The organism is Amycolatopsis sp. 505 (assembly GCF_031625235.1).
GTDB lineage: Bacteria > Actinomycetota > Actinomycetes > Mycobacteriales > Pseudonocardiaceae > Amycolatopsis.
This window is the reverse complement of the sequence record NZ_JACKQP010000002.1, coordinates 905,832-919,920: the sequence shown is the minus strand read 5'-3', so window position 1 is coordinate 919,920 and position 14,089 is coordinate 905,832. Positions and strand designations below refer to the sequence as shown.

At 71.7% G+C, this 14,089-nt stretch carries 11 protein-coding genes; 8 read left to right on the top strand and 3 right to left on the bottom strand.

Features of this window, described 5'->3' with window-relative positions:
• Positions 1 to 109: 109 nt before the first annotated feature.
• Positions 110 to 1,213 (bottom strand): globin domain-containing protein, encoded by a 1,104-nt coding sequence (locus H5965_RS11460; protein WP_310969697.1) that lies wholly within the window; start codon positions 1,211 to 1,213, stop codon positions 110 to 112.
• A 346-nt stretch (positions 1,214 to 1,559) separates the two neighbouring features.
• Entirely contained in the window at positions 1,560 to 2,735 is a 1,176-nt protein-coding gene (locus H5965_RS11455; RefSeq protein ID WP_310969577.1) for a globin domain-containing protein, read from the bottom strand.
• Positions 2,736 to 2,979: 244 nt separating this feature from the next.
• Here H5965_RS11455 and H5965_RS11450 point away from each other — a divergent pair, with 244 nt between their 5' ends.
• The 4 genes from H5965_RS11450 (at position 2,980) to H5965_RS11435 (ending at position 8,413) form a co-directional block, all read left to right on the top strand.
• A complete protein-coding gene (locus H5965_RS11450; RefSeq protein WP_310969576.1) occupies positions 2,980 to 3,465 on the top strand; it encodes a MarR family winged helix-turn-helix transcriptional regulator in 486 nt (161 codons plus the stop codon).
• 99 nt (positions 3,466 to 3,564) lie between these two features.
• A complete protein-coding gene (locus H5965_RS11445) occupies positions 3,565 to 4,752 on the top strand; it encodes an MFS transporter (protein ID WP_310969575.1) in 1,188 nt (395 codons plus the stop codon).
• Between the two features lie 98 nt (positions 4,753 to 4,850).
• A complete protein-coding gene (gene clpB / locus H5965_RS11440; RefSeq protein ID WP_310969574.1) occupies positions 4,851 to 7,448 on the top strand; it encodes an ATP-dependent chaperone ClpB in 2,598 nt (865 codons plus the stop codon).
• Between the two features lie 161 nt (positions 7,449 to 7,609).
• Positions 7,610 to 8,413 (top strand): hypothetical protein, encoded by an 804-nt coding sequence (locus tag H5965_RS11435; RefSeq protein WP_310969573.1) that lies wholly within the window; start codon positions 7,610 to 7,612, stop codon positions 8,411 to 8,413.
• On the opposite strand, the gene H5965_RS11430 is transcribed toward H5965_RS11435, so the two are convergent.
• Positions 8,410 to 9,339, bottom strand: coding sequence for a hypothetical protein (locus tag H5965_RS11430; protein ID WP_310969572.1), 930 nt, complete (start codon positions 9,337 to 9,339; stop codon positions 8,410 to 8,412). The genes H5965_RS11435 and H5965_RS11430 overlap by 4 nt on opposite strands.
• A 69-nt stretch (positions 9,340 to 9,408) precedes the next feature.
• Here H5965_RS11430 and H5965_RS11425 point away from each other — a divergent pair, with 69 nt between their 5' ends.
• From H5965_RS11425 to pyrE, 4 genes are all read left to right on the top strand, one after another.
• Complete coding sequence (locus H5965_RS11425) at positions 9,409 to 10,167, top strand: SDR family oxidoreductase (protein ID WP_310969571.1); 759 nt, start codon at positions 9,409 to 9,411, stop codon at positions 10,165 to 10,167.
• A 75-nt stretch (positions 10,168 to 10,242) separates the two neighbouring features.
• The gene (locus H5965_RS11420) at positions 10,243 to 10,998 is read left to right on the top strand and encodes an ABC transporter ATP-binding protein (RefSeq protein WP_310969570.1); all 756 of its coding nucleotides are present in this window, start codon (positions 10,243 to 10,245) and stop codon (positions 10,996 to 10,998) included.
• Positions 10,998 to 13,445, top strand: a complete 2,448-nt coding sequence (locus tag H5965_RS11415; RefSeq protein WP_310969569.1) for an ABC transporter permease — start codon at positions 10,998 to 11,000, stop codon at positions 13,443 to 13,445. Before H5965_RS11420 ends, H5965_RS11415 begins: the two co-directional genes overlap by 1 nt.
• A 27-nt stretch (positions 13,446 to 13,472) precedes the next feature.
• On the top strand, positions 13,473 to 14,036 hold the full coding sequence (pyrE, locus tag H5965_RS11410; protein ID WP_013230857.1) for an orotate phosphoribosyltransferase: 564 nt from the start codon (positions 13,473 to 13,475) through the stop codon (positions 14,034 to 14,036).
• The last annotated feature ends 53 nt before the right edge of the window (positions 14,037 to 14,089 follow it).

Below are 14,089 nucleotides of genomic sequence, written 5' to 3'. Positions count from 1 at the left end.
AACGGTCAACGAACTACCGCCGTTCGACGAGTTCGCTGCTCCACTCGGCCCAGTGCGAAGGTCGGGACCGGCTGCTGCAGGCGTTCGCCGGAGAAGGTCCCTTCGGCGCTCAGTCCAGGGTGAAGGGGTCGTACGATATTCGCTCCAGCTCGATCCCCCTGGCCAGCAGCTTCGCCACCGTCGCCTGGATCATCGGCGGCGAACCGGACACGAGCACCTCGTGGTTGCGCCACGTGCCACGCTGCGTCACGGCGTGGGCGAGCGTGCCGCGGTCGCCGCCGGCCAGGGCACCCTCCTCGGTGACCGGGGTGACCGTCAGCCACTTCGACGTCGCGGCCAGCCGGCGCAGCTCCTCCAGCGCGTACAGGTCCTGAGGCCGTCGGCCGCCGAAGAACAGGTGCACCGGCGGGTTCCGCTTCCAGCGGGACAGGTCGTCGAGGATCGCCAGCAACGGCGTGATCCCGGTGCCGCCGCCGATCATCAGCAGCCGCCGTTTCGTCGACGTCGGGCGCACGTTCAGCACGCCCATCGACGGCCCGAGGCGCCAGACGTCGCCCGGTTTCGTGTGGTTGACGATGCTGCCGCTGACCCAGCCGCCGGGCACCGCGCGCACGTGGAAGGTGAGCTGGCCGTCTCCACGCGGCGCGTTGGCCGGCGAAAGGTACCGCCAGAACCGTGGCCGTTGGGGCACTTCCACGCTCACGTACCCGCCGGCGCGGTACGGCAACAAACCTTCGGTGCGCACCTTCACCAGTGCGACGTCGCGGCTGAGTTTCCGGTGTTCGAGCACGGTCGCCGACCACGCCGCCGGCCCGGTTTCCGCCTGGGCGGCTTCGCGCATCGTCTTGGCGATGAGCCCGTAGGCCGACGTCCACGCCGATTCGACTTCGGTGGTCCACTTCTCCTTGAGAAATCGTTTCAACGCGGCGATCAGCGCGACGCCGACCGCGTCGTAGTGGCGGGAGACGACGGCGAATTTCCGGTGGTCGCGGCCCAGTTGCCCCAGGAAGGTGACCAGCTCGTCGGGCCGGTCGACCATCTGCACCACATACACCAGCGCTCGCAACAGCCTGCTCCGCTGCGTCGTCATGGTCACCGGGAACAGCTCCCGGCAATCGGGGGCGACCACGAACAACGCACCGTAGAAGTACTGCGCCAGTTCATCTGCTTTCGGTTCGACCTCCGCAAAACTTTCACGAATCAACCGGGCCATCTCTCGACCTTCCACGGCCGAAACGGGCAGCGTCTCGGGCATGGTGGAGATCTTCACGGATTCAGCACTCATCGGGAACGGTAATCTCCAGTCGTGCCAAGGTTTTCGCGCCGTGCATGCGGCGTCGCTGTGGCGGTGCCGCCCCCGAGGGTTCCCGACTGTAGGCGAATTCCCGTGCAGATGCGCGTGATTCCGCGCGTTCCCGCTCGAACGGAGCAATTCAGGTACGCCCGGTCAACCCCGCCTGTCGCAGCGTAAAAATGATCACGACGTCGGATTCATCCGTTACTGGTTGCCGATTTCCGAAGCGTAACGAAACCATTCACCGGACGGCGGATTGCCGTGGCTAGTCGATCGTGAACGGGTCGTACTGGATCTGGTCCAGGGCGCTGCCCGCCACCAGCATCCGCGACACCGTCGCCCGGATCATCGCCGGCGAGCCGGACACCAGGATGCGGTGGCCGGGCCAGGAGCCGTACCGCGTGACGGCTTCGGCCAGCGTCCCCTGCTCGAACCCGGGGACGTCGCCGCCGCGCTCGACGACCGGTGTGACGGTCAGCCAGGGGTTCGTCGCGGCGAGCGCGCGCAGCTCTTCGAGGTCGTAGAGGTCCTCGCGGGCGCCGCCGCCGTAGAACAGGTGCGTCTTCGGGTTCTCGCCCCACAGCGCGAGGTGGTCGAGGATCGCCCGCAGCGGCGCCACCCCCGTTCCCCCGGCGACCATCAGCACGGCCCGCGAGGCCTCGCGGTCGACCGTCATCCGGCCCAGCGGCGGGCCGAGCCGCCAGACGTCCCCGGGCTGCGTGTGGCTGACGATCGCGCGGGACACCCAGCCGCCGTCGATCGCACGGACGTGGAACTCGATGCCGCCGTCCTCGCGTGGCGCGTTGGCCGGCGAGAGGTACCGCCACAGCCGTGGCCGCTGCGGCACTTCCACGCTGACGTACTGGCCGGGGTGGTACGGCACCGGCTGGTCGGGCACCAGCCGCACCAGTGCGAGGTCCCAGGTCAGCCGCCGGTGCTCGACCACGGTGGCCGACCACGACGGCGGATTCGTGTCGGACGCGGCCGCGTCCTGCATGGCCCGCGCGGCGATGGTGAACGCCTCGGCCCAGGCCCGTTCGACCTCCGGTGTCCACGCCGGGCCGAGGTGGTTCTTGAGCGACGCCAGCAGCGCCGTCCCGACCGCTTCGTAGTGCCGCGGCACCACGCCGAACTTGCGGTGGTCGCGGCCCAGCTGGCGCAGGAACGGCGCGAGGTCGTCGGGCCGGTCGACCATCTGCACGATGTGCACCAGCGCGCGCACCAGCCTGCCGCGCTGGATCTCCATGTTGATCGGGAAGAAGTCGCGCGTGGTCGGGGCGAGGGTGAACAGCATCCCGTAGAAGAACTGCGAGATGTCCGCGATGTACGGCTCGGACCTGGCCCAGCTGTCCCGGATGAGCCGGACCATCGCGGTCACCGCCGCGGGGGCTTCCCGCGGGGCCGACGACCTGGGGAGCGGGCTGACGGAATCGGCTGTCATGAGGGGTTGTTCACGGGTCGGGGACCGCCTCCTGGGTCCTTCGCCACTGCTGCCACCTCGTCACTCAACGTCACTCGCCTGCGGTGCGCGCACCGCCCGTCCGCAGGGTAGCCGCCGGGCGCCCTTTTGCCCGCATTGTTGCTCCGACCGGGTGTATTCCCGCGTGGGGGACCTCACCGGCCAGATGGTTGTTCGCGCAAGTGTCCGGCAATATACTTGTATGGCGCAACCAAGGAGGTGCCGAATGGGCTTCGACAACACCGACGACGACGTCCGGGTCGAGCTCATGCGGGAGCTGAAGACCGCTTCGCAGCTGCAGCACGCCTGGATCATGCAAGCCTGGCAGAGCGAGCCCGGGCTGCACCCGGCGGCCGCGATGCTGCTGTCCGACCTGGCGAAAAACGGCGAGACGCGGCCGTCCGAACTCGCGAAACGCCGGTTCGTCGACCTTTCGGTCGTCAGCAGGCAGATCGCCCAGCTCTCCGCGGCCGGACTGGTCGACCGCCGCCCCGCGCCCGAAGACGGCCGGGCGTCGCTGGTCAGCGTGTCCGAGAAGGGCCGGGCCGAGCTCGCCCGCTGGCGCGCCAACTACATCGAGTTCATGGAGAAGGCGCTCGGCGGCTGGGACGACGAGCGCGTCACCGACCTCACCGCGCGGCTGGCGGAGATGAACACCGATCTCCGCCGCGCGCTCGGCAGCGACGCCTGCCTGGCTGACACGAACAAGTGACACCGCGGCCGAGAGGCACACCGCAAGTGTCCCTTGGCCTTGGGGAAAGTGTCCGTTCGGTCCTGACTTGACGGCATTCATCAGGGTTAACGTCGGTGGGTGACGCGTGACCGGGTCGCACTGCTGTGCGCGCTGGGAATCGACAACTTCGGCTCAGGTCTGTTCCTCCCGTTGGCGCTGGTCTACGTGACGCAGGTGGTCGGCGTGCCGCTGGCCGTCGCCGGCACCGCCGTCACCCTCGGCGCCATCGGCGGGCTCGTCGTGCCGCCGCTCGCCGGCCGGCTCGTCGACCGCGTCGGGCCGCGGGCCGTCGTGATCTGCGCCCAGCTGCTGCAAGCCGCGGGCGTCGGGGCCTACGTCGTCGCCGGCAGCGCGGGCCCGGTGGTGGTCGCGGCCGTCCTGTCGTCCGCCGGGCAGCAGTTCTTCTACAGCTCCCTGTACGTGCTCATCGCCGACGTCGCCGGCGACGGGCCCAAGGACCGGCCGTTCGCCGAGGTGGGGATGGTGCGGGCCGCGTCCTTCGGCCTGGGCGGGCTGGTCGCGGGGGCGTTGCTGACGTGGCTCGGGAACGCCGGCTACCGCATCGCGCTCGCCGCGGACGCGCTGACGTTCTTCGTGGCCGCGCTGATCCTCGTCTTCTTCGTCCGGCTCGCGCGGCCGCACCGGCCGGTGCGCGAGCGGTCGGTACGGGTGCTGCGCGACCGGCCGTACCTCGCCCTCATCCTGTTCAGCGGGCTCTTCGGGCTCTCGCTGGACTTCTTCCTGATCGGGACCCCGGTGTTCGTGCTCGACCGGCTGCACGGGCCGGCCTGGCTGCCGGGCACGATCCTCGCCCTGCTGACCGTGCTGACCAGCGTCGGCGGCACGATCGCGCTGCGGCTCACCGCCCGGCTGACGCGGATCGCGGCGATGCGCGTGGGCTCGGCGCTGTTCTCCGCGTGGTGCCTGGTCAGCCTGGGTGTGCTGCTCGTGCCGCAGGGCTGGCAGGTGGTGTACCTGCTGGGGTCGACGCTCGTGTTCGCCGCCGGCGACCTGGTGTTCGGGCCGCGGTCGGGGGCGCTCGCCGAGGCCGCGGCACCTCCGGTCGCCCGCGGACGTTATCTCGCTGCGTACCAGTACGCGTTCACCGTGGCGCAGGTGATCGCGCCCGCCGTGGTGGCCTTGTTCTCGGTCGCCGACTGGTTACCCTGGGTGCTGGTCGGGGCGTGCGCCGGTCTCGCCGTGGCCGGGCTCGGCACCCTCGGCTCGCGGCTCCCGGCGAGCGCTGTGGCACCCGGCCGAAGTTGAGCGGAACAGACTCAAGTTTTCCTGCGTTAGAGATAGTGACGGGTCACGGTCAGGCCTGTCACCAGGACTTTCTCGCAGTACCGAGCATGAGGTGAGGGATGGACGCTTTCAACCCGACCACGAAGACCCAGCAGGCGATCTCGTCCGCGGCGCAGGCGGCCACCATGGCCGGCAACCCGCACGTGTCGGCCGCCCATCTGCTGGGCGCCCTGCTGGCGCAGGGTGAGGGGCTGACCGCACCGCTGCTGACCGCGGTCGGGGCCGACCCGGAGGTGGTGCACAAGGAGCTCGAACCGCTCATCGCGGCGCTGCCGTCCGCGACCGGCGCGACCGTGTCGAGCCCGCAGTTCGACACCTACGCCGTGAAGTCGCTGACGCGCGCCCAGAAGCTCGCCACCGAGCTGGGTGACGAGTACGTCTCGACCGAGCACCTGCTCGTCGGGCTCGCGACCGAAGGCGGCCAGGTCGCGGACCTGCTCAAGCGCCACGGGGCGACGCCGGACGCGCTGCAGGAGGCGTTCGCCAAGGTCCGCGGCTCGGCCCGGATCACCAGCGCGGACCCCGAGAGCACGTTCAAGGCGCTCGAGAAGTACGGCGTCGACCTCACCGAGCGCGCCCGCGCCGGCGAGCTCGACCCGGTCATCGGGCGTGACACCGAGATCCGCCGCGTCGTGCAGGTGCTGTCGCGGCGCACGAAGAACAACCCGGTCCTGATCGGCGAGCCGGGCGTCGGCAAGACGGCCATCGTCGAAGGGCTGGCCCAGCGCATCGTCGCCGGGGACGTGCCGGAGTCGCTGCGCGGCAAGCGCGTCGTCGCCCTCGACCTCGGGTCGATGGTGGCCGGCGCGAAGTACCGCGGCGAGTTCGAGGAGCGGCTGAAGGCCGTGCTCAAGGAGATCACCGACTCCGCGGGCGAGGTCATCACCTTCATCGACGAGCTGCACACGATCGTCGGCGCCGGCGCGACCGGCGAGGGCGGCGCGATGGACGCGGGCAACATGATCAAGCCGATGCTCGCCCGCGGCGAGCTGCGGATGGTCGGCGCGACCACGCTCGACGAGTACCGCCAGCACATCGAGAAGGACGCCGCCCTGGAGCGGCGCTTCCAGCAGGTGCTCGTCGGCGAGCCGTCGCCGGAGGACACCATCGCGATCCTGCGCGGGCTGAAGGAGCGCTACGAGGTGCACCACGGTGTCCGGATCACGGACGCCGCGCTGGTCGCCGCCGCGACGCTGTCCGACCGCTACATCACCGCGCGCTTCCTGCCGGACAAGGCGATCGACCTGGTCGACGAGGCCGCGTCGAAGCTCCGCATGGAGATCGACTCGCGGCCGGTGGAGATCGACGAGGTCGAGCGGGCGGTCCGCCGGCTCGAGATCGAGGAGATGGCGCTCGCGAAGGAGAGCGACGCGGCCTCGAAGGAGCGGCTCAACGCCCTGCGTGCGGAGCTGGCGGAGAAGCGCGAGACGCTGACCGCGCTGACCGCCCGCTGGCAGAACGAGAAGGGCTCGATCGAGCGCGTCCGCGAGCTCAAGGAGCAGCTCGAGCAGCTGCGCGGCGAGTCCGAGCGCGCCGAGCGCGACGGCGACCTCGGCAAGGCCGCCGAGCTGCGCTACGGCCGGATCCCCGCGCTGGAGAAGGAGTTCGAAGCGGCCACCGCGGCGAGCGAGGCCAGCCAGCAGAACGTGATGCTCAAGGAGGAGGTCGGCGCGGACGACGTCGCGGACGTGGTCAGCGCGTGGACCGGCATCCCGGCGGGCCGGCTCCTGGAAGGCGAGACGGGCAAGCTGCTCCGGATGGAGGAGGAGCTGACCCGGCGCGTCATCGGGCAGGCCGAGGCCGTGCAGGTCGTCGCGGACGCGGTGCGCCGCGCCCGGGCCGGCGTCGCCGACCCCGACCGGCCGACCGGCTCGTTCCTCTTCCTCGGCCCGACCGGCGTCGGCAAGACCGAGCTGGCCAAGGCCCTGGCCGAGTTCCTGTTCGACGACGAGCGCGCGATGCAGCGCATCGACATGAGCGAGTACGCCGAGAAGCACTCGGTGGCGCGCCTGGTCGGCGCCCCGCCGGGGTACGTCGGCTACGACCAGGGCGGCCAGCTGACCGAGGCCGTCCGGCGGCGCCCGTACTCGGTGGTGCTGCTCGACGAGGTGGAGAAGGCCCACCCGGACGTCTTCGACGTGCTGCTGCAGGTCCTCGACGACGGACGGCTGACCGACGGTCAGGGCCGGACGGTGGACTTCCGCAACACCATCCTGATCCTGACGTCGAACCTCGGCTCGCAGGCCATCGCCGACCCGTCGCTCGACGAGCGGCAGCGGCGGGACGCGGTGCTCGACGTGGTGCAGCGGCAGTTCAAGCCGGAGTTCCTCAACCGGCTCGACGACATCGTCGTGTTCCACTCGCTCGGCACCGAGCAGCTGACGTCCATTGTGGACATCCAGGTCGCCCGGCTCGCCAAGCGGCTGGCCCAGCGGCGGCTGAACCTGGAGGTCACCGACGGCGCCCGCGAGTGGCTCGCCCTCAACGGCTTCGACCCGATCTACGGCGCCCGCCCGCTGCGGCGGCTGGTCCAGTCGGCGATCGGTGACAAGCTGGCGAAGGAACTGCTCTCCGGCGAGATCCGGGACGGCGACACCGTGCGCGTCGACGGCCCGGACCTGGAGACCGGCGACTCGCTGACCGTCACCCGGGTCTGACCGGTCGTGAAGGCCACCTCACCCGAGGTGGCCTTCACGGCTGTCCACAGTGGTTCGTGCCGATTTGTCGACCCGCGACCGAGCAAAATGCTCCGAATGGGCCCGGCGACACGGGTACCGGCGATCATCCCTCCGGCGTAACAGGCGATACCCTGGCCGACGTGGGTATTCCGGCGTGGATCTGGTTCGTCATCGCGGCCGTCGCCCTGGTGGCGGGGCTGGGGCTGCTCGCGGCCGACCGGGCGAAGGAGGGCTCGCGCAACCGCGAGCGAATGCGCTGGGCACAGTTGCGCGGCTGGCAGTTCGTCGAGGAGGACGAGCGCCTGCCGCAGCAGTGGTCGAACGGCGCGATCGGCTACTTCGGCGCGGACGCGGCCGTGAACGTCGTCGCGGGTTCCACCTTCACTTCCGACGGCCGCCGCCCGGTGTTCATATTCGACATCGAGACCGAGGGCCAGATCCCCGCGGTCGTCGTCGCGGTGCGCTGCAACAAGAAGCACCGCATCCCGATCGAGATGTGGCTGTCCAGCGTCCCGTTCCAGCGCGCGGACATGCCCGAGATGCTCGGCCCGATCGGCGCCCGCTACGCCTTCGCGGACGACGCGGACGGCGCCCGCGTGGTGATCACGCAGGAGCTGGTGGACGCGGCCGACCAGCTGGGCGGCGACGTGGGCGTGGCCTGGCTGGAGAACGAGTGGGTGCTGGCCAGCGTGGTCCCGACGGCCGGGCCGTCGCGGCTGGAACGCCTGCTGCGCGACCTCGGTGAGATCGCGGACATCGTCGACCCGTTCGACGAGGACTACGACGCGGGCCGCCACCAGGCGAGCGCCCCGGTCCCGTCCGAGGCCACGACCCCGGCGACGGCCCAGGCCCAGGCCCAGGCTCCGGCCCCGGGCACCCCGGCGGCGGGGACGCCGGCCCAGCAGCCGCCGGCGGACGCCGAACCGAAGCCGAGCGAGAGCTAGAAGCCGAGCACCGGCCGGTCGAGCGCGCTGAGCGCCACCGACCGGTCCAGGGTGCCGCGCACCGACGTCGTGCCGCCTTCGGCGTGGATCACGTGGTCCACGCCGAGGTCGCCGCGGATCGACCCCGCCGGGCCGGCCGGGCCGACGGACTGGCTCGTCGTCACCAGGCCCCACGCCGGGCCCAGCTGGCCGCCGGCTTCGTGGCGCTGGCCCACGTCCAGGACGCCGGTGATCTGGCCGGTGGCGTGCTGCTCGGACGTCGCGCCGACCGCTCCGAGGCGGCCCACGTCGACCGCCTGGCCCGATGACCTGCGGGCCGACAGCGCTCCCTGGAGGTCGCCGGCGAAGGTGCCGTACAGGCCCGTGTCCAGCTGTTCCGCGTTCTGGCTCAGGACGTCGACGCCGTCGGCGGGCCAGATGCCGTGGCTCGTGCCTTCGCCGAGGCCGATCCGGTGCTCGGCGCCGCCGCCGAGAGGCGCCAGCGACAGGTCCCGCGACGCGCCTTGGCCGAGCCGCTGGTTGTTCGCGGTGACCGCGCGGACGTCGCCCAGGCGCAGGGTGTGCCGGCCGGCGCGGGCGAGCGACTCGGCCTCCTGCGACGCGGCCGTGGTCTCCGTCTGCCGCTCTTCGCGGCGGGTGATCGCGGACTCGGCGAGGTCGTTGGTGAGCACCGCGCCGGCGATCTCCTTCGCGAGGAAGTCGTGGCGGGTCGTGGTCAGGGTTTCGCGGACCACCGACGAGCCGTCCTCGCCCGAGGTCGCGACGTCGCGGCGGAACGTGCTGTCGTCGCGGTGGTCGATCGGCAGGGTCACCTCGGCCGGGCTCGCCAGCGCCGCGGCGGGGGCGGCGAAGAGCAGCGCGACGGGCGCCGCGCCCGCGGCGACTTTGGGCAGATAGCCGCTTTTGCGCCTGCTGTGCTTACCCATGCGGCGGACGATACTTCCCCGCCGAATCGAACGCACGTCCACCCGTGAGCAGCGAGTATGTTCACCCACATGACCACCACCGCTCTCATCACCGGAGCGACCGCGGGCATCGGGGCTCAGTTCGCGCGGACGCTCGCCGCCCAGAAATACGACCTGGTGCTCGTCGCCCGCGATGCCACGCGGCTGGAGGCGTACGCCGCTGAGCTGCGGGAAACGCACGGCGTGGCCGTCGAGGTGCTGCCCGCCGATCTGTCCGAAGTGGACGGCCGGACGGCGGTCGAGGAGCGGCTCGCCTCCGGGCCGGTCGACCTTCTGGTCAACAACGCCGGCTTCGGGCTGAACGGCGATTTCTGGACCATCCCGCCGGACGCGCTGCAGCGTCAGCTCGACGTCAACGTCACCGCGGTCCTGCGGCTCACCCGGGCCGTGCTGCCCGGCATGATCGAACGCGGCCACGGCGAAATCATCCAGGTCAGCAGCGTGGCGGGCTTCTTCAGCGGCCGCGGATCGACGTACACGGCCAGCAAGAACTGGGTCACGTCGTTCAGCGAAGGCATCGCCGCGTCGCTGCCCGAGGGCATCCGGATGATGGCGCTGTGCCCCGGCTTCACGGCCACTGAGTTCCACGAACGGGCCGGTATCGGGAAATCCGGCCCGAAAATCGCCTGGCTGGGTGTCGAACAGGTGGTCGGCGAGGCGCTCAAGGACCTGCGCCGCGGGAAGGTGATCTCCGTGCCGAGCCTGCAGTACAAGGCCGTCGTCGCGATCGGCGGCCTGCTGCCGCGCGCGGTGCTGCGCCGGATCAGCGGCGGCCGCGGCCGCACCTGAGTAGGGCTGTCCCTACTCGCAAGACGCACGCGCGCACCAGGGTGGTCCGGGGGTGCGCTCAATAGCGTTTTCCCCATGACAACTGGGTGGCACGAGGCAGCCGACGCGGTCCGGCTCGAGGCCGTGCGCAAGGAGTACGGCGACGGTGTGGTCGCGCTGGACGGGGTCTCGATCTCCTTCCCGCGCGGCGGGTTCACCGCGGTGATGGGCCCGTCCGGCTCGGGCAAGAGCACCTTCCTGCACTGCGCGGCCGGTCTCGACCGGCCGACGTCCGGCCGGGTCGTGCTCGACGGCCAGGACCTCGACGGCAAGAAGGAGACCTATCTGACGAAGCTGCGGCGTGACCGCGTCGGCTTCGTCTTCCAGGCGTTCAACCTGCTCCCGGCGCTGACGGTCGAGCAGAACGTCGTGCTGCCGCTGCAGCTGGCGGGTAAGCGCCCGGACAAGCGGCTGGTGGCGCGGATCCTCGCGCACGTCGGGCTCGACGGGCGCCGCAAGCACCTGCCCGGGCAGCTCTCCGGCGGCCAGCAGCAGCGCGTCGCGATCGCGCGGGCCCTGGTCACCAGCCCCGCCGTGCTGTTCGCCGACGAGCCAACCGGCGCGCTCGACACCCGCACCGCCGCCGAGGTGCTCGGCCTGCTGCGCGACTCCGTCCGGTCGTCGGGCCAGACGGTGATCATGGTGACGCACGACCCGGTCGCCGCGTCCTACGCCGACGAGGTCGTGTTCCTGGCCGACGGCCGGATCGCCGGGCGGCTGGCCCGGCCGACCGCGGAAGCCGTCGCCGAGCGGATGACCCACCTCGGGGCCTGGGGCCGGGTGGCGGCCTGATGTTCAAGCTGGCACTGCGGACCCTCCGCCTGCGCAAGGGCGGTTTCCTGGCGACGTTCGTCGCCGTGTTCTTCGGCGCGCTGGTCGTCTCGGCGTGCGGTGGCCTGATGGAGACCGGCATCCGGTCCGAGACGCCGGTGCAGCGGCTGGCCGCGGCGCCGATCGTGGTCGGCGGGCAGCAGACGATCGAGCTGCCCGAGGACGACCCGGCGACCCTCGAGCCCGACGACAAGCACAAGTTCGAAAACGCGCCCCTGCCCGAGCGCGTCCGGCTCGACGCGGCGCTGGCCGGCCGCCTGCGCGCGGTTCCCGGCGTCACCGGCGTCGTCGGCGAGCTCAGCTTCCCGGCGCAGATCGGCGCGGCGAGCGCCCTCGGGCACGCGTGGGATTCCGCCGTGCTGACGCCGTACACGCTGACGGGTGCCGCCCCGAAGCCGGGCGAAGTCGTCGCCGACGCAGGGCTCGGGCTCGCCGTCGGGGACACGCTGCCGATCGCCGCGCACGGCAGCGTCAGCCCGTTCCGGATCTCCGGGATCGCCCAAGCTCCGCAGCCCATGCGGGACGCGGCCGTGTTCTTCGCGGCTTCGGACGCCGAACGGCTGTCCGGCCACCCGGACCGGTTCGACACCATCGGCGTCTTCGGTGGCGACGTCGCTGCCGTGACCGCGGCCGTCGGGGACGCCGGGGTCGTGGCGACCGGCGTCGACCGTGGTGCCTTCGAGTTCCCCGAGACGGGCAAGAGCGGGGAGAACCTGATCGTGCTGGCCGCCGTCTCGGGCGGACTCTCGGCGATGGTCATGGTGTTCGTGGTGGCGGGCACGCTGACCCTGTCGACGCAGCAGCGGCAGCGGGAACTCGCGTTGCTGCGGGCGATCGGCACCACCCCGCGCCAGCTGCGGCGGATGGTGCTCGGCGAGGCGCTGGTCGTCGCGCTGCTCGCCGTCGGTGGCGCGGTGGCGCTCGGCCCGGTGCTCGGGGAGTGGCTGTTCGGCCAGCTCGCCGACCACCACGTCGTCCCCGACGTGCTGCGGTTCGAGCAGGGCTGGGTGCCGGCGGTGGTCGCCGCGGGCGCGTCGCTGCTGGCTGTCGTGGGTGCCGCCTTCGTGGCGGGACGCCGTGCTTCGCGGATCCGCCCGACCGAGGCGCTCGCCGAAGCCGCCGTCGAACGCCGCTGGCTGACACCGATCCGGCTGATCACCGCCATCCTGTGCTTCGGCGGCGGGACGGCGCTCGGCATCGTCACGGTCGCGGTGATGACCGGCCCGGTCGCGGCCAGCACGGCCGGCCCGGCCGTGATGCTGTGGGCGTTCGGGCTCGCGGCGATCAGCCCCGGCGTGACGAAGCTGATGGCGACGCTGCTCCGCTGGCCGGTGACGGCGCTGACCGGCGTCAACGGCCGGGTCGCGCTGCGCAACACCCGGGTCGGCGCGGTGCGGGCGGCGGGCGCGGTCACCCCGATCATGCTTGCGGTCGGGATCGCGACCGCCAACATCTACCTGCAGACCACCCAGGAAGCCGTCTCGAACCAGGCCTACACCGAGGACCTGCGCGCGGACGCCGTCGTGGCCGGCCCGAGCGGGCTCGACCCGTCCGTGCTGGGCCGGGTGCGCGCCACCCCCGGGGTCGCGAGTGCGTCGGAATACGTCACGAGCACGGTGTTCGTCGAGAAGCCGTTCGACTCGGGCCAGCACGACGACGGCCGGCCCGCGCTGGGCGTCAGCGAGCTGACCGAGAACGCCGTCGAGGTGCCGTCGACGCTGGGCCACCGCGTCGGCGACACGCTGTCGCTGCGGCTCGGCGACGGCACGCAGGTGGACGTGCGGGTCACCGCCGTCGTCGACCAGCGCCCCGGCTTCGAACGGCTCGTGCTGCCCGCGGACCTGCTGGCCCCGCACACGTCCCTCGGGCTCGCCCCGCAGCTGCTGGTCCAGGCCGCTCCCGGCGTCGACAGTGCGACGCTGACGGCACGCCTGCGCGAGGCGACCGCCGGGCTGCCGGTGCTCGTCGGCGACCGCGGCACGCTGATCGCGGCGCACGCGAAGGGCAACGAGGTCGGCGCCTGGGTCAACTACCTGCTCGTCGGGATGATCCTCGCGTACACGGTGATCTCCGTGGTGAACACGCTGGTCACGGCCACCGCGCGGCGGCGGCGCGAGTTCGGGGTGCAGCGGCTGAGCGGCTTCACCCGCGGCCAGGTGCTGCGCATGGCGGGTGTCGAAGGCGGCCTGATCGCGACCATCGCGGTGCTGCTCGGGACGCTCGTCGCGGCCGGCGCGATCGTGCCGTTCTGCCTGGTGGTGACCGGCTCGGTGCTGCCGTCCGGCCCGGTGGCGATCTACCTGGCCGTGCTCGCCATCGCCGTGGTGCTCGCGCTCGTGGCGATCCTGGTCCCGGCCTGGGCCGCGACGCGCGGGCGTGCGGTCGACGCCACATCCGTCGGTGAGTGAATCCGGCCGTGTGTAAGACTCACGGCCGTGGCGAACCCCGGGTTGGATCAAGCGGCGAAACTCGAACTGGCCAGGCTGGTCACCGATCTTTCCGTGGTGCACGGAAAAGTGACCCTGGCGTCCGGCAAGGAAGCCGACTACTACATCGACCTCCGGCGGGCGACGCTGCACCACGCGGCCGCGCCGCTGATCGGCAAGCTCCTGCGCCAGCTCACGGCGGACTGGGACTACGTGGCGGCCGGCGGCCTGACGCTCGGCGCCGACCCGGTCGCGCTGGCGATGCTGCACTCGGCGGCTTCCGACGGCGTCGTGCTGGACGCGTTCGTCGTCCGCAAGGCGGTCAAGGAACACGGCATGCAGCGGCGCATCGAGGGCATGGAGGTCCGCGGCCAGCGCGTGCTGGCGGTCGAGGACACGTCCACGACGGGCGGCAGCGTCCTGACGGCGGTCGAGGCGCTGCGCGAAGCGGGCGCGAACGTCGTCGGCGTGGTGACGGTCGTCGACCGCGACACCGGCGCGCGCGAGGCCATCGAGAAGGAAGGCCTGGAGTACCGGTACGTCCTCGGCAAGGACGACCTCGGCCTGGACTGAGCGCCGCCGGACCGGGGACCGCGCAGGTCGGTCCCCGGGGCGCTCCGACGGCA

Bases quoted from the DNA above. Each gene is read 5' to 3' on its own strand.
- H5965_RS11450 (WP_310969576.1), top strand. From the start codon at position 2,980: ATGGGCTTCGACAACACCGACGACGACGTCCGGGTCGAGCTCATGCGG.
- H5965_RS11460 (WP_310969697.1), bottom strand. From the start codon at position 1,213: ATGGCCCGGTTGATTCGTGAAAGTTTTGCGGAGGTCGAACCGAAAGCA.
- H5965_RS11420 (WP_310969570.1), top strand. From the start codon at position 10,243: ATGACAACTGGGTGGCACGAGGCAGCCGACGCGGTCCGGCTCGAGGCC.
- H5965_RS11430 (WP_310969572.1), bottom strand. From the start codon at position 9,339: ATGGGTAAGCACAGCAGGCGCAAAAGCGGCTATCTGCCCAAAGTCGCC.
- H5965_RS11415 (WP_310969569.1), top strand. From the start codon at position 10,998: ATGTTCAAGCTGGCACTGCGGACCCTCCGCCTGCGCAAGGGCGGTTTC.
- H5965_RS11425 (WP_310969571.1), top strand. From the start codon at position 9,409: ATGACCACCACCGCTCTCATCACCGGAGCGACCGCGGGCATCGGGGCT.
- clpB (WP_310969574.1), top strand. From the start codon at position 4,851: ATGGACGCTTTCAACCCGACCACGAAGACCCAGCAGGCGATCTCGTCC.
- H5965_RS11455 (WP_310969577.1), bottom strand. From the start codon at position 2,735: ATGACAGCCGATTCCGTCAGCCCGCTCCCCAGGTCGTCGGCCCCGCGG.